This window comes from Enterococcus sp. AMC2644 (genome assembly GCF_058216475.1).
This window is the reverse complement of sequence record NZ_CM177095.1, coordinates 1,729,880-1,749,170: the sequence shown is the minus strand read 5'-3', so window position 1 is coordinate 1,749,170 and position 19,291 is coordinate 1,729,880. Positions and strand designations below refer to the sequence as shown.

At 36.1% G+C, this 19,291-nt stretch carries 23 protein-coding genes and 2 other annotated features; of the genes, 2 read left to right on the top strand and 21 right to left on the bottom strand.

What is annotated here, in order from left to right; translation table 11 throughout:
- Positions 1-4: 4 nt before the first annotated feature.
- The 6 genes from AC4BC5_RS08505 to AC4BC5_RS08480 form a co-directional block, all read right to left on the bottom strand.
- Positions 5-850: a PTS system mannose/fructose/sorbose family transporter subunit IID gene (locus AC4BC5_RS08505; RefSeq protein WP_490495014.1), complete on the bottom strand. Its 846-nt coding sequence runs from the start codon at positions 848-850 to the stop codon at positions 5-7.
- A gap of 13 nt (positions 851-863) precedes the next feature.
- Positions 864-1,673, bottom strand: coding sequence for a PTS mannose/fructose/sorbose transporter subunit IIC (locus AC4BC5_RS08500; RefSeq protein ID WP_490495013.1), 810 nt, complete (start codon positions 1,671-1,673; stop codon positions 864-866).
- 14 nt (positions 1,674-1,687) lie between these two features.
- A complete protein-coding gene (locus tag AC4BC5_RS08495) occupies positions 1,688-2,176 on the bottom strand; it encodes a mannose/fructose/sorbose PTS transporter subunit IIB (protein WP_490495012.1) in 489 nt (162 codons plus the stop codon).
- Positions 2,176-2,589, bottom strand: coding sequence for a PTS sugar transporter subunit IIA (locus tag AC4BC5_RS08490; protein ID WP_490495011.1), 414 nt, complete (start codon positions 2,587-2,589; stop codon positions 2,176-2,178). The genes AC4BC5_RS08495 and AC4BC5_RS08490 overlap by 1 nt, the downstream gene beginning before the upstream one ends.
- 9 nt (positions 2,590-2,598) lie before the next feature.
- Positions 2,599-3,399: an SDR family oxidoreductase gene (locus tag AC4BC5_RS08485; RefSeq protein WP_490495010.1), complete on the bottom strand. Its 801-nt coding sequence runs from the start codon at positions 3,397-3,399 to the stop codon at positions 2,599-2,601.
- A gap of 341 nt (positions 3,400-3,740) precedes the next feature.
- A complete protein-coding gene (locus AC4BC5_RS08480) occupies positions 3,741-4,688 on the bottom strand; it encodes a sugar-binding transcriptional regulator (RefSeq protein WP_490495009.1) in 948 nt (315 codons plus the stop codon).
- A 193-nt stretch (positions 4,689-4,881) separates the two neighbouring features.
- Here AC4BC5_RS08480 and def point away from each other — a divergent pair, with 193 nt between their 5' ends.
- On the top strand, positions 4,882-5,445 hold the full coding sequence (gene def / locus AC4BC5_RS08475; protein ID WP_490495008.1) for a peptide deformylase: 564 nt from the start codon (positions 4,882-4,884) through the stop codon (positions 5,443-5,445).
- A 36-nt stretch (positions 5,446-5,481) separates the two neighbouring features.
- Here the strand turns inward: def and AC4BC5_RS08470 are convergent, their stop codons facing one another.
- From AC4BC5_RS08470 to AC4BC5_RS08400, 15 genes are all read right to left on the bottom strand, one after another.
- A complete protein-coding gene (locus AC4BC5_RS08470) occupies positions 5,482-6,132 on the bottom strand; it encodes an HAD family hydrolase (RefSeq protein ID WP_490495007.1) in 651 nt (216 codons plus the stop codon).
- Positions 6,129-6,809 (bottom strand): fructose-6-phosphate aldolase, encoded by a 681-nt coding sequence (locus tag AC4BC5_RS08465; protein ID WP_490495006.1) that lies wholly within the window; start codon positions 6,807-6,809, stop codon positions 6,129-6,131. Before AC4BC5_RS08465 ends, AC4BC5_RS08470 begins: the two co-directional genes overlap by 4 nt.
- A 53-nt stretch (positions 6,810-6,862) precedes the next feature.
- Positions 6,863-7,219: a PTS glucitol/sorbitol transporter subunit IIA gene (locus AC4BC5_RS08460; protein ID WP_490495005.1), complete on the bottom strand. Its 357-nt coding sequence runs from the start codon at positions 7,217-7,219 to the stop codon at positions 6,863-6,865.
- Positions 7,220-7,243: 24 nt separating this feature from the next.
- Positions 7,244-8,242 (bottom strand): PTS glucitol/sorbitol transporter subunit IIB, encoded by a 999-nt coding sequence (gene srlE / locus AC4BC5_RS08455; RefSeq protein ID WP_490495004.1) that lies wholly within the window; start codon positions 8,240-8,242, stop codon positions 7,244-7,246.
- Between the two features lie 15 nt (positions 8,243-8,257).
- Complete coding sequence (gene srlA / locus AC4BC5_RS08450) at positions 8,258-8,812, bottom strand: PTS glucitol/sorbitol transporter subunit IIC (RefSeq protein WP_490495003.1); 555 nt, start codon at positions 8,810-8,812, stop codon at positions 8,258-8,260.
- A complete protein-coding gene (locus AC4BC5_RS08445; protein WP_490495002.1) occupies positions 8,812-9,297 on the bottom strand; it encodes a transcriptional regulator GutM in 486 nt (161 codons plus the stop codon). Before AC4BC5_RS08445 ends, srlA begins: the two co-directional genes overlap by 1 nt.
- A complete protein-coding gene (locus AC4BC5_RS08440; RefSeq protein WP_490495001.1) occupies positions 9,294-11,156 on the bottom strand; it encodes a BglG family transcription antiterminator in 1,863 nt (620 codons plus the stop codon). The genes AC4BC5_RS08445 and AC4BC5_RS08440 overlap by 4 nt, the downstream gene beginning before the upstream one ends.
- A gap of 15 nt (positions 11,157-11,171) precedes the next feature.
- Positions 11,172-11,972 (bottom strand): SDR family oxidoreductase, encoded by an 801-nt coding sequence (locus AC4BC5_RS08435; RefSeq protein WP_490495000.1) that lies wholly within the window; start codon positions 11,970-11,972, stop codon positions 11,172-11,174.
- Positions 11,973-12,130: 158 nt separating this feature from the next.
- Positions 12,131-13,339, bottom strand: a complete 1,209-nt coding sequence (locus AC4BC5_RS08430) for a M20 family metallopeptidase (protein ID WP_490494999.1) — start codon at positions 13,337-13,339, stop codon at positions 12,131-12,133.
- Between the two features lie 34 nt (positions 13,340-13,373).
- On the bottom strand, positions 13,374-14,234 hold the full coding sequence (locus AC4BC5_RS08425) for a MetQ/NlpA family ABC transporter substrate-binding protein (protein WP_490494998.1): 861 nt from the start codon (positions 14,232-14,234) through the stop codon (positions 13,374-13,376).
- A gap of 21 nt (positions 14,235-14,255) precedes the next feature.
- On the bottom strand, positions 14,256-14,936 hold the full coding sequence (locus tag AC4BC5_RS08420) for a methionine ABC transporter permease (protein WP_490494997.1): 681 nt from the start codon (positions 14,934-14,936) through the stop codon (positions 14,256-14,258).
- Position 14,937: 1 nt separating this feature from the next.
- Complete coding sequence (locus AC4BC5_RS08415) at positions 14,938-16,005, bottom strand: methionine ABC transporter ATP-binding protein (RefSeq protein WP_490494996.1); 1,068 nt, start codon at positions 16,003-16,005, stop codon at positions 14,938-14,940.
- An 89-nt stretch (positions 16,006-16,094) separates the two neighbouring features.
- Positions 16,095-16,338: a binding site (T-box leader), on the bottom strand.
- Positions 16,339-16,372: 34 nt separating this feature from the next.
- Positions 16,373-16,607 (bottom strand) — a binding site (T-box leader).
- A gap of 70 nt (positions 16,608-16,677) precedes the next feature.
- On the bottom strand, positions 16,678-17,190 hold the full coding sequence (locus AC4BC5_RS08410) for a transcription repressor NadR (protein WP_490494995.1): 513 nt from the start codon (positions 17,188-17,190) through the stop codon (positions 16,678-16,680).
- A gap of 2 nt (positions 17,191-17,192) precedes the next feature.
- Positions 17,193-18,035: a chorismate mutase gene (locus AC4BC5_RS08405; protein ID WP_490494994.1), complete on the bottom strand. Its 843-nt coding sequence runs from the start codon at positions 18,033-18,035 to the stop codon at positions 17,193-17,195.
- An 18-nt stretch (positions 18,036-18,053) separates the two neighbouring features.
- A complete protein-coding gene (locus tag AC4BC5_RS08400; RefSeq protein ID WP_490494993.1) occupies positions 18,054-18,755 on the bottom strand; it encodes an NAD-dependent protein deacylase in 702 nt (233 codons plus the stop codon).
- A 218-nt stretch (positions 18,756-18,973) separates the two neighbouring features.
- On the opposite strand from AC4BC5_RS08400, the gene AC4BC5_RS08395 reads away from it, so the two are divergent.
- Complete coding sequence (locus AC4BC5_RS08395; protein ID WP_490494992.1) at positions 18,974-19,270, top strand: hypothetical protein; 297 nt, start codon at positions 18,974-18,976, stop codon at positions 19,268-19,270.
- Positions 19,271-19,291 lie beyond the last annotated feature (21 nt).

Here is a 19,291-nt window from a genome sequence, read left to right as displayed (position 1 = left end):
TTGTTTACCCCAAAATGCCAAATGCGTATCCCACAATCCCAACAGCAAACAAAGCAAAAATTAAAATGATTGGACTCACTTTTCTTTTTAATAAACGCATCATGAATAGTGTCAAGCCTAACGCCAACAATCCTGGAACCAAATCATCTAAAACATTTTGGACAGTAGTAATCACTTCTTGTCCATCAGGTCCAGTGGTTTTTGAGACAATCAATGGCACATTAATAGTCGTCCATTTGGTTACTAAGACGCCCATGATAAATAGTCCTAAAATCGTAGCACCCTCTGTTAATTTTTGTAATAAGTTTCCTGATAAATCCGAAACAATATCTAACCCCTTTTTTAGACCATACGTTAATCCAAACCATTTCAAAGCTAAACGAACTGCATTAAAAGCGATAAAAAATAAAAGAGGTCCCATGATATTACCAGTTAGCGCTATGGAAGCACCCAATGCTGCAGTAATTGGACGTAAAGTTCCCCAAATCAGTGGATCCCCAACTCCTGCTAAAGGTCCCATCAAGCCGACTTTTAAACTATTAATCGTTCCTTCATCAATCTCTGCACCACTTGCTTTTGCTTCCTCCATTGCCATAGTTACCCCAATTACGGGACCACACATTCCTGGTGTGACATTAAAAAATGTCAAATGGCGTTTTAATGCTTCAGCCTGCTCTTCTTTTGTTGCATAAACTCGTTGGATTGTTGGAATCATATCGACACAAAAAGCTAGTGCATGAATACGTTCATAATTAAATGATGCTTGTTGAAAATTTGAATAAACGAAGGTACGAACTAAGTCTTGTTTTGTGATTTTAGACTGAATTGTTACTTGATTAGTATTTTCCATTTTTTTCTCTCCTTTAATCTTCTAGTTCATCATCTAAATCATCGTAGACATCCACAGCTGATTGATTAACAACAGCTATTTGTTTATTGAAATTTGGATTTAATTGAACATATAACAAAGCCATAATTAAACCAATAATTCCGAATGATAATAAACTAAAATCTAAATAGCCACCTAAAACAAAACCTAGGAAGAAAAAGGGCATTAAATATTTGATACTCATCATATTTAAAACCATTGCATATCCAACAACTACAATAAAGCCACCTGCAACAGCTAGTCCACCTGTTACAACATCTGGAATGGCTGTTAACATATTTTCTACCATTTCAGCACTAACAAAGGCTGCCACAATCGTTGTAGGAATCGCTACACGCATTGCTTGCATCAATAACGCGCTAAAGTGAAGTAAAATAATTTGTTTGAAGTTAGCCTTTTCAGCCTCTTTATCAGCAGCATGTTGAAACGCCACTGTTACTGTACGAACAAATACAGTTAAAACTTGTCCTGCTGCTGCAACGGGTAAAGCTACTGCAATCCCATTTTGAATACTCTGACTTCCAACAATTACTAAAATTGTAGAAATCGTACTTGCTAAAGCAGAATCTGGGGATTGAGCAGCACCAATGTTCATCCATCCTAAAGCAATCAATTCGAGTGTTCCACCAAGAATAACTCCTGTTGTTAAGTCTCCCAAAATCAGCCCCATAACTGTACAAGCAATAATCGGTCGATGGGTTTGAAATTCATCTAATACACTTCCCATGCCAGCAATACTTGAAAATAAAAAGATTAAAATAATCTGAATCATTGATAATTCCATTGGTGTCCCTCCTCTTAAAAACCAGCTTCTTTTAGTTTTGCTTCGAAGTCTCCTTTAGCATCCGTTGCTACAACACGTAAATCTAGTTCCACACCTAGTTTAGTCAACTCTTTGAATGCGCTAACATCTTTTTCATCAACAGATACTGCTTTCGTTACTTGTTTTTTTCCTGTCTGATACTGCATCCCACCGATATTAATAGATTGAATAGGAACACCTTTTTGAATCATTTCGACTACTTCCATAGGATTAGTAAATAAATAAAAGACTGTTTCATTTGCATATTTGGGATTGTTATACACACGAACTGCTTTGTCCACATCGATAATATTTGCTTTAATTCCAGGAGGAGCCGCTTGTTTGACTAATGTTTTACGAATTTGATCTTCCGAAACTTCTTTACTCACTACGATAATTCGCTGAGCACCTGCTTCTTTTGCCCAAACAGTGGCTACTTGACCATGAATTAAACGATCATCAATTCTTGCTAGTCGAATTTGCATTATAATTCCTCCTCGTTATCTTCCTCAATCACAAATGTTCGTACTGTATCGCTGGCAATTTCTTGTAAATATTTTGCCACTTCACAAGCTTCACGATCTACATAAATAGTCGCTGTCTCTAAAACTAATGGTAAGGACATGCCTGAGATTACTTCAATTTGTTTTTCTGGATATTCCATCGCTAATCCACAACTGGCATTAAAAGGAGTACCACCAAACAAATCTGCTAAAATAATAACGGACTCATCGGTTTGATTTAATACAATTTTTAATTTTTCTTTTAAAGAATCAAAACCATCCGCTTTTAAAAATTCTACTGTTTGAAAATCAGCTAATTCGCCAAAAATCATTTCTGCTGAATTTTTCATCTCATTTGCCAATTTTCCATGTGCAACCAAAACTACACTTGACATTATTTTCACCTATCCTCTCGTCTTACCACCAGCAATGTTAACTGTAACACCTGAAAGATAACTTGATCGTTCTGATAAGAAATAAGCAACTAAATCAGCGACTTCCGATAACTTACCACTACGGCCTAAAGGAATTGTACTGGTTTGACTATAACCTGCGCGTAGTTCTTCAACATTTTTTCCACGGGTGTATGCCAATGCTTCTTCATACGCTAACGTTCGTAAACCTGTTTCTTCCATGATGCCCGGTGCAATCCCTACAACACGTATTCCTTTTTTACCAAGTTCTTTTGCCCATGAACGAGTGTAACTATTAACTGCAGCTTTTGTAGCAGCATAGGCGCTTTGTCCTTCTGAACCTTCCAAACCACTTTCAGAAGACATATTAATAATCACACCAGAACCTTGTGCAACCAACTTGCGGCCAACCGCTTGACTCATTAAATACAATCCTTTTTGATTCACACTAATAATTTTGTCAAACAACGTATCATTAATTTCAAATTTGCCATTCTCAGATTGCTTTTCATCGACTAGCAATGCTGGAATATTAATTCCTGCATTATTAACAACACCATCAATTTTTCCAAAATGAGCAATTGCTGTTTCCACAGCTAATTCAACAGATTCTCGCAAAGTAACATCTGTTTGTACAAATAATAAATTTTCATGTCGAAAAGTTCCTTCACTCAAATCTGCATTTACCACATTTACTTGTAATTGACATAGTTCTTTAACAATTGCGTCACCAATCCCAGATGATCCGCCTGTAACAATTACTGTTTTGCCTTCAATATCTAACCAACTCATACTACCTCTCCTAACATTTGTGAATTAACTTTAACATTTGTTACAAATACATAGTAAACGCTGCCAAATAAATTGTCAATACATTTTTAACATTTTTGGAATAGCAATCACATTTACTCAAAGTGTGGAAAGGAGCTATTCTCTCAAAGATACTGAAAAAGCCCTGATTTTCACTTTTTTGAAAATCAGGGCTTTTTATAATTACTACTTAATATTTATAAAATGTATTATAAAAAGAACTTATCCTCCCACAATAGACTTCTTTTTAATTATTTTTTGGATTCGTATTTCACAAAAATATTTATCCTTTAACTTTTTCGGTAACCTCATAATTTCCACTCTTATTTTTCTTTTAAAATAGCCTCGGCAGTTTCTTGCGTGGTTACTAATACATTCATATATTTTCCATGTAAAGCCCCTCGAATTGCAGACACTTTTTCCAAAGATTCTGCTACTGCAATTCGGTAATCGACTTTTTTCAATTCGTCAATAGTAACACCAATTAAGCGTTCATCTAATTTACTAGAAATGTGTTTCCCCTGTACATTATAAAAATGTGAGATTACATCACCCACTACTTGATTTTCCAAGCCTTCTAAAATGTTATCATCGTAAAACAGTTTCCAACGCTTACTGTCTTTCATTTGTGGACTACCAATCCCAAAAATAGCAATTGCTAACTTTTTCCATAACTGTACTAAATCTTGGTTAAACTGATTTGCCATCAAAGCCTCTTTTAATTCTTTCGTTTCAGGAAATGCTGGTGAATCAATTAATACAGCTTTACTTTTTAATTTTTTAGAAGCTTCAAAAGTAATCGTATTCACATGATATTCTCCAATTAAACGGCCAGACGGTCCTCCAATTAACGGAATACACATTAAGTTATTTTTCTCGGTTTCTTGGAGTTCTGCAGCAACCATTGACATTGCTTGTCCCCAAGAAAACCCAATTATCATATTATCTTCTAAGATTGTTTGTAAATACCTATTCGTTGCCGCTCCTAATAACTGTAATTTTTGTTCCGATTGAATATCAATAGCTGTCGGTACGACAATTGCTTTTTTTAAACCGAACATTTCTTCTAAGTCTTTTTCTAACGAGTAAGTTCCTGCTAAATCGTAATTGATGGTAATCGATACAATCCCTTCTTCGCGTGACTTTTTCAGTAAACGACTAATTGTACTACGATGAATGTTTAACTCTTTTGAAATTTGACTTTGATTTTTATCTTCTTGATAATACATTTGAGCAATTTGGACTAATAATTTATCTTCCACATGTTTCATTCTACTTCTCTCCTTTTTGCTATTTCTTGCCCCAACAATACCATAAATCTCTCTTTTTACAAATAACGTTACTAAAAAATCAATTTTGTGACTTGTAAACATTTGCTACACGCCTATTCTTATTTTATGTTAAACTAAAAGACGGACCCGATAAACATACATATGAATTTATATTTGAGAGGAGACATCATCAATGATTACAATGGATGATATTATTCGTGAAGGACATCCTACTTTACGAAAAGTTGCTGAAGAAGTCTCTTTTCCATTGAGTGAAGAAGATCGTCAATTAGGAAAAGATATGATGGAATTTTTAGAAAATAGTCAAGATCCAGTAAAAGCCGAAGAATTAGATTTACGCGGAGGCGTGGGATTAGCAGCACCACAAGTCGACGTTTCAAAAAGAATTGCAGCTGTTTTAGTCCCAAGTTCTGATCCTGAACGTGAAACCCCTGATTTTCAAGCGGTATTATATAACCCCAAAATTATGAGTCACTCTGTCCAAGAAGCCTGTCTAGCAGATGGCGAAGGTTGCCTATCTGTTGATCGTGAAGTTCCTGGTTATGTTCCTCGTCCTGCACGTGTCACATTGACCTACTTTAACGAAGAAGGTCAACAACAAAAAATTCGTTTAAAAAATTATACAGCTATTGTTGTACAACATGAACTCGACCATTTAAATGGCGTAATGTTCTATGATCATATCAATGCTAAAAATCCTTTTGCATTAAAAGATGGCATTTTAGTGATTGAATAAAGTAAAAAAAGATGCGCCTATTTTGGCACATCTTTTTTAGTCTTTATTTTTTAACTCTTCAACATCTATTTCTCGAAAATCCTGAATAATCTCATCGGCGACTAAATCCTGGGCAGGATATTCAGGATTCGCAAAACCAATACAATACATTCCTGCAGCTTTAGCGGCTTTGCTTCCATTTTGCGTATCTTCAAAAACCAAACAGTTTTTAGGGTTAACTCCTAGTAATTCAGCGGTTTTTAAGAAGACATCTGGCGCTGGCTTAGAATGAACGACTTCTTCACTGCTAACCAGTTGTGAAAAATAGGGTCTTAATCCAAGCTCGGTTAAATTATGTTCGATTTCTGATTTTCGAGATGACGAAGCTACACCCAATGCAAAACCAGCTGCAGCCAATTTTTTTACAAATTCTTGCACATGAGCAATCGCTCGTACACCGTCTTCTTTAATCATTGCTTCGCGTCGACGATTCATTTCCTCAATATATTCATCTACAGAACGTGATAGGTGCAATTCATCTTTCATCGTTTGCCACATAAAATCAGCAGTTGTTCCCATGAATTGATACTGGTAGGATTCTTCTTTCAAATGACCTTCTGCATGTAACATCTCTGTTTTTGAGCGCAAAAAAGTATATTCTGAATCAACTAACACACCATCCATATCAAAAATAATGGTAGTAATCATTGAGATAGCTCCTTAATTGTTTCAACAGCAAAATTTTCCCGCCAATCATTATGAAAATCTGTTACAGCTTTTTGGATTGCTGGCATTTTAAAGGCTTGCGTAAAAATATCGGGGCCAGCTGTAATTGCATGTGCACCTCGTCGACATGCTTGATTAACTTGCGCAATATTTTTAAAGCTAGCTGCTAACACCTTACTTGTTGCCTTTGTTCGAACAATTTCTTCAACTAGTGCACCAATCAAGTCTGCTGCATCAATATTTAAATTTTCCATGCGATTATAATACGGTGCTAAATAATCAGCCCCTGCAGCAATTGCTAGGTAGCCTTGAAATTCAGTATAAATAGCTGTGGCAGTAATCAATATTCCTTGTTGTTTTAATTGTTTCATAGCTGTCAACCCAGCCTCATTGACTGGAATTTTAATATAAACTTCTTTTCCTAAATGTTCGATAATTTCATGAGCATCACTGATAATCTCTTCTACCGATTCACCTACCACTTGTACATGCAAACTAGCTGAACCAATGATTTTTTGAATCTCTTTTAAGTGTGGGTAAAAATCAATTTTACCTGCTTGTTTAAGAATTGTGGGATTAGAGGTTACCCCTGCTAACGGTAAAATAGCTTGATAATAACGAATTTGTTCTAAGTCTACAGTATCTAACATAAATTCCATTTTTCGTTTCCTCCATTCGAAAGTCTGGATAAAGATTTACCCAGACTAATTTTTTATTGAATACTAATTTTACTACCAACACTAATTTCTGGCATTGGTTTATCTTCAACATACAACGTTCCTGGCAATTCTGGTGTTTTTGATCCATCAAACTTAATAGTAATATGTCCTAGATTTTCTAAGTTTGGTAAAACAACATCACCTACAGAAGTAATTTGGTAGCGTTGACTATCAATAACTAATTCTTGCGTGGTATTAATTTCACCATTAGTTGGATTAACCTCAATATTATAACAATAATCGGCTAATGTCTCTGGGGCATCTTTCCCAAATAAAATCACCATTTTCTCTTCCTTAAATAATTCTGCTTCTGGTCCAATTGAAAGAACCGTTGTAGTAAATACTGACATTACTTCTCCTCCTAAAAAACGAAATTAACTGTACAAACCAAAACTTGCTAACCATGCTACGACAACACGTGGAACACCATTTAAGAAACGAGAGTATAAAACAGCAGGTACACCAACTTCAACTGTTTCTGCTTCAGCTTCTTCTAATCCCAAACCAACAGGGATAAAGTCACACGCATTCTGAGTATTAATCGCAAACAATGCTGGTAAAGCTAGTTGTGGTGGAATATTTCCTTTACCGATTTCCACACCAATTAAGGTACCAATAACTTGACTGATAACTGCTCCTGGGCCTAACAAAGGCGATAAAAATGGTAAAGAACATACGAAACCAATAATAATCAAACCAATGACATTTCCAGCTAAGGGTGCCATAATATTAGCAAAGAAATTCCCAATTCCTGAACCTTGAATCACGCCAATTAATAGTGATACAAAAGCCATAAATGGAATAACTGTGTGAATCATGGTTTGCACACCTTCACGGGCTGATTGATTAAAGGTAGCAACTACTTTCCCTGCGCCCATTCCTATTTTAGCAATGAAGTTTTGTTGTTCAGCTTTTTGTTCGGTAATTTTTTTACTCGTATCATATTTAAATTCACGTTGAGGTTCTGCCTGAGATGTTGAGACAGTTTCTGTTTGTTCTGCTGTTGCTAATGAAATCTGTGCATTACCTACGGCTGATACATAAATAGATTCATTGATATATTGTGCTAAAGGACCACTCTTTCCGGTTGGAACAATGTTAATTGTTGGAATTCCTTTTTTAGGATAAATCCCACAACGTAAGGTTCCTCCACAATCAATAATAGCTAAAGCGATTTCATCATCAGGAATAGATGTTTTGAAGCCATTAACAGCTTCCATACCTGTTAATTCAACAATTTGATCTACAATAGCTGGCTTTTCACCGCCACCAGTGATGTAAATAAATTTATGTTTTTCTTCTGTCGGTGTAATTACTAAAGGACCACCGTATCCTCCATTACCTTTTACTACTCGAATACTATTATAAGCCATTTTCCTTACCCCTTTCTAGTCCAATGTTGCTTTTACTGTTTTGCTAAGTGTAATTCCTTGTTGTTTACATACATAAGCTGTGGTAAAGTCAGTTACCCAACCGCCGATAAAGTTCATTACGATTCCCACAAACATGTAACGGATTGCTAATTCCATCGAATTTAAACCTAAAGTGGTAATTCCTTGTGCAATCCCTAACCAAACAAATAATTCTCCAGGATTAATATGTGGAAAAACACCATTACTCGTATGACAGAATTGAGCTTGTGCAGCATAATAACTTGGTTTATAGTATTCTGGTAAAAAACGTGCCATCGTAAATGACATCGGATTTCCTAACATAAAGGCAGATAAAAACGGTAACACAAGATACCTTGTGAATGGATTCTTCGCTGAAAGTCTCGCAACCTTCGTCACACGTTCTTCTCCTAAAAAAGCGATTAAGGTGTTCATCGCTACCATCAACATTAAAACAACAGGTACAATGCCTGTCATCCATGAAATAAAGGTCTCTGCTCCTGTTTGAAACAGATTCATAAATCCTTCCGCAAATTTAGTAATATAATCCATTACTCAACACTCCTTTTCATTTTTGATTGAATTTGATTTTTCCATAATTGCAGCTGAATTTTAGTTCCAGCTAATGGTGATAATGGTTGTTCTTCTTGATAGTTGCCCATTTCAACTCGTAGATAAATTTCACGAGCATTCTCCATTGCTTGTTGGATGAGTTTATTTTCTTGCCGGACTAAAGGATGGTATTTATCCATGTAATGGATGTCTTCACCGCTATATGCAGTTAACTCATGGAATTTCGCTAAGACAGTCACGCCTTGCATTTTACGTGCATCTAAAATTTTGCCATTTTTATCGACTGCAAAAAGGACAATTGTTCCGGCTTTGAATTTGCCAGCTCGTCGACCAATCGCAACCTTTCCTTTTCGCCGTAACTCTTGATACGTTTGATTAAAATGTTTGATTTGTTTCATGCCTAACACTACTTGTAATAAATATGCACCGATTACGAACGCACCAAATATATAGATGAAGCTCATGCAATAATCCCCTTTCTTCTCATCCAATTTTGCAAGGATGGTAAATCTCTTTGTTGACACAGTTCTTGACGTAATTCTGGATTGCCCGCAACTGCAAACAATTGATCATATAATTGCAATAATTCTCTTTCTTTACTCATTGTTAATTGTTCCGGAATCGCTAACAGCAAGACAGTATCCACCTTGCCTGCTGGTGATTGGAATGTTTCAGGAAATACACCTACCGACAATATAATTTTGGTTGATGCTCGATTTATGGTATGTGGAAATGCAATGCCTGACTCAAATACAGTTGAATTTTGTGTTTCTCGTTCAAAAATTCGCTGTGAGAATTCTGAATCTACTAATTTTTCATCACACAACTGGTCAATCATTTCTGATAAGTTCGTTTCATAGGAATGATTCATCGTCAATAACTGAAATTGTAGGTGCAATTGTTGAATACTCGCTGCTCGAACTTTTTCTGCTCGCTTCCATTCTTTTCGTAACCACGTATCGTTAAATAAATTAGTTAATTGAATGACAGGTGTATGAGCGTCCACATTTTTTAACGGAATAGTCGTAAATATCGCAAAATATTGGTTTAAATCACTTTTTTCATACATTTCTTCTGAAAAATGTGTAATTCGAATTTCAGATCCTAAAACACGCTCTAATTGCCGTCGAATAATTAGAGCTGTTCCTTTTCCGGTACTACACACTACCGCAATCTCTTTTTTGTTTTTGTCGTTAGGTTGACGCCGTAATGCCAGTTCAAAATAAAAAGCTAAATAACTACACTCTACAGTTGGTATTTCCCGATGCAAGAGTTCTCCTAACGCCTGTAACCCGACTTTTGCTAATTCATAAGCAAATGGGTATTGCTTTTCAATTTCACCATAAAATAAATCTTGTAGCTCCACACGGAACACTAAACGATTAATCATATACATCAGATGATCTTTCATCTCATAAAAAAGTTGTTCTTCCTCAAGATCCACAACTAATACTTGATGAATTTTTTGAAGCATGAGACAGAAATATTTTTTTAGCTGCTCATTATTTGTGACATCTTTTTCTCGTAAATCAGTCGCATTCATATTAAACGGAAAACTAATGAACGCCTGTTCTAATTGACTTAATGTGACATTATACGTTAATTCCAAGTGATAAATTAATTGCTCAATCTGTCCATGATGTTGAACATAATTAGTGTATGCTTCAGGTAATTCCACTAATAAGTTCCCCGATAAAACACGCTGTAAAACAATTGAAACAACTTTTTGTAATAACAAACCATGACTTTTAATCATTCCCGAAGCTTGTGTCATCTCTTGAAGTAATTGCTTGGTTTCTTCAGTTAAGAACGTTTCTTCAAAATATTCTTGTACATAGTAAATATGCAATAAACGTAAATCAAATTCGTCTCCGACAATTTGCATACCTCGATTTGGTGTACCATTAACCTTAACAGCAAAAGGTTGAATCCGTTGTTTCATGCTACGGATATCTTTTACAACTGTCCCGCGACTCACTTCAAGCTCTTCAGACAAATCATCGGTCAAAACAAAATCATTGGCTTCAATTAAACGCTTAATAATAAAAGCCACACGCTTACTCGATGAATTAAAGTCACTTTGCTTTTTCAAGCTTCCAGCCATGATGTCATCAAATTGATCATAGTGTTGAATTTCAATATGAAATTCATTATTTCTTTGCACAATCATCGCAATGCCTAATAATTCTTCGTTCAGCGTCTCAATGCTTTTACGGATTGTCTGTGGGCTCATTGTCAACTGTTTTTGTAATTCTGTAAGGGTCATTTCTTTGTGGGTTACTAGCAATTGTAAAATTTGATACCATCGATTTACTAGTGTCATTTGTCCCCCCCACTTCTATCCTCTAGTTTTACCTCCAGCTACATTGGTTGTGACACCTGTAATATAGCTTGCCCGGTCGGATAAATAATAACATACTAAGTCAGCAACCTCATGTAACTTACCGCTGCGTCCTAATGGAATCGTACTGGTTTTGGCATAACCTGCACGTAATTCATCAACCGTAATTCCACGAGTATAGGCTAAAGCTTCTTCATACGCTAAGGTGCGTAAGCCTGTTTCTTCCATGATTCCAGGTGCAATACCTACGACGCGTACGTTTGATTTTCCTAATTCTTTTGCCCATGAACGAGTATAACTATTAACTGCGGCTTTGGTAGCAGCATAAGCACTTTGCCCTTCTGATCCTTCTAAGCCAGATTCAGAAGACATGTTTATAATAACACCTGCTTGTTTTTCAACTAATACACGACCAACCGCTTGACTCATTAAATATAGCCCTTTTTGATTGATTGCAATAATTTTATCAAACACTGCATCAGATAACTCATATTGTCCATGTGCTTCTTTTTTATCTACCAATAAGCGAGGAATATTGATTCCAGCATTGTTGACCAAGCCATCGATTGTCCCAAAATGTTCCAATACTTTTGCAACGCCCGCTTCTACTTCTTCACGAGAAGTCACATCGACTTTCACAAACAATAGTTGCTCATTATTTAAATCCGAATCGGCAATGTCAAAATTTGCAACATTTACTTTTTGTGCTAATAGACTTTCCACCACGCTTTTACCAATACCTGAAGAACCTCCTGTTACAATGACTGTTTTGCCACGAATGTTTAACCAATCTGTCATGTGTTTCACTCCTATCTTTTGTTTACGCTTTCAGTATAGTAGAATTTGTGAAAAAATTAAGACAGACTTTTTTAGGAAGTTGAAAAAAAGTGTGTACTAATTCAAATGGCATAAAAAATAAGAGCCTTCAACATGGAAGGCTCTTAGAAAGAGTGTTATTAATTTCCTTTAGCTAAACTTGCTTGATGATCTACTTTTATTTTTTCTAACAATTCTGGTTCTTCAATCAAATCTAAGGCTGTTTTGGCTAATAATTCGGCTGCAATCGCAATAGAATTCAAGCCTTTTTCACTACGAGCAGCGGCTTTAAATTCAATTGAATGCCCCGCAATATATTCGTCAGAAATTGAAACAGTGGGTTGGATCGTAGGAATGACTTGACTCACATTACCAACGTCAGACGAACCAAAGCTTGCACGAACAGTATCATCAATTTCATCTTCTGGTACACCGGCTTCTTGTGCGTGACTAAAGAAAATATCGTCAAATACCGGTGTAATAATAATGTCGTCAACCGAGTTTTGGAATAAACCAAATTCATAAGTAGCACCTGTAGATAGAGCCGCTGCTTTTACAATATTTTCGACTTTGGCATAAACATCATTTAACGTTGCCCGATTTGCAGCACGTAAGTAAAAGCGGCCAGCAGCATATTCTGGAATGACGTTAGCAGCAACACCACCGTCCGTAATAATTCCATGAATATTAACATCTTTTGGCAAGTATAAACGTAAGCCATTAATTCCATTAAAGACTTGTAATAATGCTTCTAAAGCACTAATTCCTTTTTCTGGGGCTCCTGCAGCGTGAGAGGCTACGCCATAGAACTTAATATCTACTGGATCATTTGCTAAACCATGTGTCGTTTTAGAATAACGATGTGCTGGATGAACACATAACGCTGCATCGACATCCTCAAAGAAACCTTCACGAACAAAGCTGCCTTTTGCTGAACCATTTTCGCCACCTTCTTCACCAGGGGTTCCATACACACGAATTTCACCACCAACTTCATCGACTACTTGCTTCAATGCACTTGCTGCTAATACCGAATACGTACCAAACAAGTTATGTCCACACGCATGACCAATTCCCGGTAGTGCATCGTATTCCGCTAAAAATGCCAATGTTGGTCCAGCCTTTTCTGCTTTATAGCGTGCATCAAAACCTGTGTGATGACCAGCTACGTCTTTTTTAACCTCAAAACCTTCTTTTTTCAATTGGGCAATTAATACATCAGAAGAATACACTTCATAGTTACTTACTTCTGGGTGCTCATGAATATCCACCGCTAAATCTTTATATTCAGGTAAACGTTCTTGAATGAATGATTTAATTGTCGCATATTTTTCTACTCTTGCTGTCATACTGTAATCCTCCTAAGTAAAAACTAAACCTTTTTTATTTTGTACCAAATGTTTCCCATGCTGGAATACTAGAACCTTTTGATGTTTCGTCGATAACTTTGGCTGTTTCCTCTGTTTGATAAGCCGCTACAACTTTTTGGTAAACTTCGTTGTTTTCATCTTCTTTACGAGCCGCAATAATATTCACGTATGGACGTGAGGTATCATCTACTGGTTCTAAATAAATCGCATCTTCAGATGGAATAAAACCAGCATCAACCGCCATCCCACTATTAATTACTGATGCATCTACGTCTTGTAAAGCACGTGCTGTTTGTGAAGCCTCTAATTCAGCAATATCTAAGTTTTTCGGATTTTCAGTAATATCAGAAACAGTCGGTGCTTGCTTTGCTGCTTCATCAACTTTGATTAAACCAGCTGTTTGAAGTAATAACAACGCACGACCACCATTTGTCACATCATTTGGAATCGCCACTTTGGCACCGTCTTTTAATTCTTTGATATCTTTAATTTTCTCAGAATAGATTCCTAATGGTGCGTTGACTGTATTACCAATTGATACTAAGTCTGTTCCATGCTCTGAATTGAAATTATCTAGGAAATATTGATGCTGAAAAGAGTTCAAGTCAATATCACCATTTGCCAACGCTGTATTTGGTTGGCTGTATTCTGTAAACTGAACATATTCTAAATTGATGCCTTCGTCTTTCAAATGTGCTTTTACGCTGTCCCAGACATCTGTATCGGCTCCGATTAAGCCTAATTTAACCGTTACTTCTTCTTGTTTGCTACTTTCACTACTTGCATTTTCCTTCGTGTCTGCTTGATTGCCACATCCTGTTGCAAAAACTAAAACTGTTAAAGCTGCCGTTATTAATTTTAACCATTGTTTCATTTGAATTCCCCCATTTGTCGATTAATGACTAATTTTTCTAATGATCCAATTACTTACTGCTTGACTAATAAATACTAGAATTAAGATGATTATCATCGCTACCCAAGTGACATCTGTTTGGAATCGATTATACCCACGTGTAACAGCTAAACTACCTAATCCACCGGCGCCAACTGCTCCGGCCATCGCTGTTAATCCAATCACGTTAATAATTGTTAGTGCTGATACACGGACAATCCCAGGAAGACCTTCTAGTAAATACACTCGGAAAATAATCCCTAGCGGACTGGTTCCCATTGCCTCTGCTGCTTCAATCACCCCAGGATCAACTTCTAATAAAGCAATTTCAACTTGGCGAGCAAAGAACGGCACTACACCAACAATCAGCGGTACTAAAGCGGCAGTTGCACCAATCGAGGTTCCCACAATCAAACGGGTCACTCCTACTAATAGTGATAGTAAAATAATAAATGGAATTGAACGAACAATATTAACGATTTTATCCAGGATATTAAAGGTTAATAGATTCTCTAAAATTCCCCCTTGACGAGTCACCACTAAAATGACTCCAAAGAAAATACCTAGCACTCCAGAGATTATTGAAGTGAAAAATGACATATATAACGTATCAATCGTTGCTTGAACAAATTCATTAGGAATTTGAATCACATTTGGTAAATATTTTTCTAATAAAACTTGCATTCTAGATACCTCCCTTTACAGCTGTTGTATGCTCTTCTGCTTTTTTCAAAATATTGACTGCCACACCTTCTGAAATTAAGAAATCAAACGCTTTGTAACGCTGTTCTAATTCACCAGCGAGCGTTACGACTAAACTCCCTAATGGAACATCCTGAATAATCTCAACATTTCCATACAGAATATTGGTAGTTAATTGATAGTCACGGAATAATTTTGCAATTAATGGTTCACTTGTTGAGTCACCGACATAAGACAATTCAACTAACCATTCGTCTGCCTCTAAATGAGAGAAACTTTCACTACTTAAGATTGTTTCTAACGCTTGGTCGATATGTGTTGCTGTACGAATAAAATCTTTGGTTAATGGTTTTTGTGGACTGCTAAAGATTTGAACGCTATCTCCTTGTTCAATCACTTCTCCATCTTCCATTACCGCAACTTTATTACAAATTTCTTTGACAACTTGCATTTCGTGCGTAATCAAAACAATGGTTAGTCCTAATTTTTTATTTAATTCTCGTAACAATGCTAAAATTTGTAAAGTTGTTTTTGGATCTAAAGCACTGGTTGCTTCATCACAAAGTAAAATTTCCGGATCGTTGGCTAGAGCTCTGGCAATCGCCACCCGTTGCTTTTGTCCACCAGATAATTGACTTGGATAAGCATCCACTTTGTCTGATAAACCTACTAATTCTAGTAGTTCCGTTACTTTTTGACGACGTTCCTGTTTTGATTTTCCTGAATATTTCAAAGAAAAATCAACGTTGTCAAAAATCGAACGGCTTTTCATTAAATTAAAGTGCTGGAAAATCATACCAATCGATTTTCTTTTTGCACGTAATTCTTTCGCAGATAATTTGGTGAATTCCGTCCCATTGATTTCAACTAAACCACTCGTCGGGCGTTGCAGTAAATTAATGACACGTACTAATGTACTTTTACCAGCACCGGAGTAACCAACAATTCCATACACATCCCCTTTATCTACATGTAAATTAACGTTTTTAACTGCATGAATTTCACGATTTCCTTGTGTAAAGGTTACAGAAATATCTTTTAAATCAATCATTATTTTTCCTCCTATTTTCCTCGATTTCTTGATGGTCGCCCTTCATATAAAAAAAGCATCCTCAAGAAAATAACCCTATTGTTTATTTTCTTGAGGACGCTTTTTTGCGTGGTACCACCTCAGTTTAAGCTGATCTTTCAGCTTCTCTGTAAGTATAGCATAACTATACTTGCGCAATATAACGGTTGCTCCCGTCAATGCCTTACAAACTTTTATTTGCTCGACATTGAATACTCGATGGCCATTTTCAAAAAACTCTCTTTGCTTCTTTTCAGCTACTGAAGCTCTCTAATAAAGTATCTGCTTTTTTACTTACCATGTCTTTGTATAAAGTGTATAAAAAAAGTCCTTTTACTAGTTAAACTAGTAAAAGGACGAATTAATCGTGTTACCACCTTTGTTCGGAAGTTTCCTTCCCTCAGCCCAACATTTCTATTTAGAAAAATTGGTGTTCCTTTTAACGGTAGAACGCTCCGAGAATACCTACCTATCGATATTCTTTCCTCCAAGGCCATTTTCAACTTTTCTGAACTTAACTCTTTTCACCAACCAGAGTCTCTCTACAAAGCATCCAAGTCTACTTTCCTTCTCATAAGAATGTGTATGTTTATTGCTTGATGTGATTAATTTACAGTATCCAAAAGCAAATGTCAACAACCTTGGTTCATTTTTTTACTGCTGATACAAGATTCCTTTTTCAGCAAGCGCATTTTTGATATTTTCGAACATTTGATCATCTTTATACCGAATTGTATGCAAATGAATTCCATCCGTTAATTTTGAAAGTAAACTAGCATTGGTTTTTTTATAATTTTTCATGAATAGTTCGACATCTTGTTTACTGCTAATTTGTAATTGGCCAATTAATTCTCCATATAATTCATGTTCAACAATTACGTCAAGTACTTCGCCACCTAGTGAAACAATCGTTTCTAATTCCTCTTGCGTTTGTTCCTCATTATGTTGCACAGCAATTTTACTTTCTTTAGCAGCACTTGTTTTTTCAATCTTATACCCACGAGCAGTCGCAATAATTTCTTCACCAGAAGCACGTAACAAAGCAATATCTCCAACAATAATTTGACGACTTACACCGAATTCTTGCGCAAAACGACTCGCACTAACTGGTTGAATACTTTGTGCTAATTGTTCTAAAATAAGCTGACGGCGTTTCGTTCCTTCCATCTCTATTCCTCCAATTGTTGGTTTTGGTACGTCCGCGAATGCTTCATTACATCTTTAAATGTTTCAACAATCGTATCCGTATATGCTTGATTAGCAACATACTCACGAACTTGATCTAATACACGCTCCTCACGGGAATTGTCTAATACTGATGTGTTGGTTGCTTTTTTTATACGTGCAATTTCAGCAACCACATCCATCCGTTCTTCTAATAAATGTGTAAGTTTTTGATCTAAACGATCGATTTTTTGACGTTCTTGTTCTAACGGCATCAATGTTTTTGGTTCTAATTCAATTTCTTTAATAATTCTTGCTGGATTTCCTGCAATGACTACATTATCAGGAAAAGATTTAGTCACGACGCTTCCGGCACCCACCACAACGTTATCACCTAAAGTCACTCCAGGTACAATCACTGAACTGCCACCAATCCAAACATTATCGCCGATTGTAATTGGCGAGCCATCTTCTAAACCACTATTTCGTTTAACTGGATGTAATGGATGAGAGGCCGTATACAATTGAACATTTGGTGCAAACATACAGTTGTCACCAATCCGAATTGGACAAATATCAAGCATTACACAATCATAGTTCGCATAAAAATTTTTTCCAACAAAAATATTATAGCCATAGTCAAATCGCAAATTAGGTTCGACATATGCACGGTTAGCAACATGCCCAAAAGTTTCTTTGAGTAATTGTCCGCGTATTTCTGAATCCACTTCTTGATTAATTAATCGCATTTGTTCTCTTGCAAACTTGCGATCAGCTGCTAATTCTGGATCACCTGAAAAATACAATTCTCCGGCAATCATTTTTTCTTTTTCACTACGAAATGTCATTCTAGTTCCTCCTATTAATTAAAGTTCAGCAAATATATAGCTCGCATCTTCTTGTAGCAACTGATACGAACAAGGTAAATAAATCTCCGTTTGATTAATGGCTAAAATATTAGCCGAAGCTTTTTTATAATGAATCAAATCGCAAAATGGATGCACTTGAAATGAAGTACCTACAATCACAATCAGATCAGCTTGAGCGACTGCTTGCATCGCCTGTTCCAAAATCACTTGCTGAAATCCTTCGCCATACAATACAATGTCGGGACGAATTTGTCCACCACATGCTTGATGAGAACTCGATTGGATATAGGACTGCCAAGCAACAGCTTCCTTACATTTGCGACAAGTACAAGCATATAATGTACCGTGAAAATTGGTACATGTTTGTGTACCTGCTTTTTCATGAAGACCATCTATATTTTGCGTCACAACATGTACTAATTTTTCTTTAGATAACCTCGCAATTTTCTGATGAATAACATTTGGTTCAGCAGTTGGATGATACAAATTCATCACAAAATCATAAAATTTCTGTGGTTCATTTTGCATACACGCATTACTTAATAAGTACTCTGGGTCATCCAATCCTTGATAGACACCTTTTAGGGAACGATAATCCGGAATACCAGAGGGCGTTGAAATCCCCGCACCGGTTAAAAAAGTAAGGGACCTAGCATTTAGTATTTGATTTTTTGCTTCTTGGCGGCTACAATAATTCATTTTTATCACCTCGTAATATATTATACGTGTAAAAAAATTTTTGTGGGCATTTCAATGATTTTTTTTTAAGTCACTCCTCTTCTAGATTTTTATTAGCGGTTGGTTTTTCACATTTTTTCACAAATTCAAAAATTATTTGTGATTTTTTCATGACACTCTTATAAAAACGTGCTAAAATGAAACGTGATTGGATAAAGAAAAAGTGAGGTGAAAGTGACATGTTAGCATCTATTATTTATTGGGCGATTATTTTCGTTTGCATTGCTTGGGCTATTTTAAGTGTATGGTTTTCAATTTTTTACCTATCTCGCAAAGAAAATGGGAACCTATGGGCATTTGCATTCTTTAACGTAGTCGTGGCGATTATTCAAGCTATTTCATTAGTGATTTATCGTACATGGGGCTTTGGCGTAACGCAATACTCAAGTTTAATTTATGTAGTTTTAGCTGTTTTACTCGGCTTAACTGTAGTTCAGGCAGTTCTTGGACGTGAGCCAAAACCAAAAGCAGCTTAAGTTTTTAGTTGACAAATCAGG

Excerpts from the sequence above, each read along its gene's own strand:
- AC4BC5_RS08500 (WP_490495013.1), bottom strand. The coding sequence starts at position 1,673 with ATGGAATTATCAATGATTCAGATTATTTTAATCTTTTTATTTTCAAGT.
- srlA (WP_490495003.1), bottom strand. The coding sequence starts at position 8,812 with ATGGATTATATTACTAAATTTGCGGAAGGATTTATGAATCTGTTTCAA.
- AC4BC5_RS08435 (WP_490495000.1), bottom strand. The coding sequence starts at position 11,972 with ATGACAGATTGGTTAAACATTCGTGGCAAAACAGTCATTGTAACAGGA.
- AC4BC5_RS08400 (WP_490494993.1), bottom strand. The coding sequence starts at position 18,755 with ATGAATTATTGTAGCCGCCAAGAAGCAAAAAATCAAATACTAAATGCT.
- AC4BC5_RS08430 (WP_490494999.1), bottom strand. The coding sequence starts at position 13,339 with ATGACAGCAAGAGTAGAAAAATATGCGACAATTAAATCATTCATTCAA.
- AC4BC5_RS08445 (WP_490495002.1), bottom strand. The coding sequence starts at position 9,297 with ATGAGCTTCATCTATATATTTGGTGCGTTCGTAATCGGTGCATATTTA.
- AC4BC5_RS08405 (WP_490494994.1), bottom strand. The coding sequence starts at position 18,035 with ATGACATTTCGTAGTGAAAAAGAAAAAATGATTGCCGGAGAATTGTAT.
- AC4BC5_RS08460 (WP_490495005.1), bottom strand. The coding sequence starts at position 7,219 with ATGTCAGTATTTACTACAACGGTTCTTTCAATTGGACCAGAAGCAGAA.
- AC4BC5_RS08505 (WP_490495014.1), bottom strand. The coding sequence starts at position 850 with ATGGAAAATACTAATCAAGTAACAATTCAGTCTAAAATCACAAAACAA.
- AC4BC5_RS08470 (WP_490495007.1), bottom strand. The coding sequence starts at position 6,132 with ATGATTACTACCATTATTTTTGATATGGATGGTGTGTTAGTTGATTCA.
- def (WP_490495008.1), top strand. The coding sequence starts at position 4,882 with ATGATTACAATGGATGATATTATTCGTGAAGGACATCCTACTTTACGA.
- srlE (WP_490495004.1), bottom strand. The coding sequence starts at position 8,242 with ATGGCTTATAATAGTATTCGAGTAGTAAAAGGTAATGGAGGATACGGT.
- AC4BC5_RS08495 (WP_490495012.1), bottom strand. The coding sequence starts at position 2,176 with ATGCAAATTCGACTAGCAAGAATTGATGATCGTTTAATTCATGGTCAA.
- AC4BC5_RS08415 (WP_490494996.1), bottom strand. The coding sequence starts at position 16,005 with ATGATTGATTTAAAAGATATTTCTGTAACCTTTACACAAGGAAATCGT.
- AC4BC5_RS08410 (WP_490494995.1), bottom strand. The coding sequence starts at position 17,190 with ATGGAAGGAACGAAACGCCGTCAGCTTATTTTAGAACAATTAGCACAA.
- AC4BC5_RS08490 (WP_490495011.1), bottom strand. The coding sequence starts at position 2,589 with ATGTCAAGTGTAGTTTTGGTTGCACATGGAAAATTGGCAAATGAGATG.
- AC4BC5_RS08425 (WP_490494998.1), bottom strand. The coding sequence starts at position 14,234 with ATGAAACAATGGTTAAAATTAATAACGGCAGCTTTAACAGTTTTAGTT.
- AC4BC5_RS08465 (WP_490495006.1), bottom strand. The coding sequence starts at position 6,809 with ATGGAATTTATGTTAGATACTGTAGACTTAGAACAAATTCGTTATTAT.
- AC4BC5_RS08440 (WP_490495001.1), bottom strand. The coding sequence starts at position 11,156 with ATGACACTAGTAAATCGATGGTATCAAATTTTACAATTGCTAGTAACC.
- AC4BC5_RS08420 (WP_490494997.1), bottom strand. The coding sequence starts at position 14,936 with ATGCAAGTTTTATTAGAAAAATATTTACCAAATGTGATTCAAATTCCT.
- AC4BC5_RS08485 (WP_490495010.1), bottom strand. The coding sequence starts at position 3,399 with ATGAGTTGGTTAGATATTGAAGGCAAAACAGTAATTGTTACAGGCGGA.
- AC4BC5_RS08480 (WP_490495009.1), bottom strand. The coding sequence starts at position 4,688 with ATGAAACATGTGGAAGATAAATTATTAGTCCAAATTGCTCAAATGTAT.
- AC4BC5_RS08395 (WP_490494992.1), top strand. The coding sequence starts at position 18,974 with ATGTTAGCATCTATTATTTATTGGGCGATTATTTTCGTTTGCATTGCT.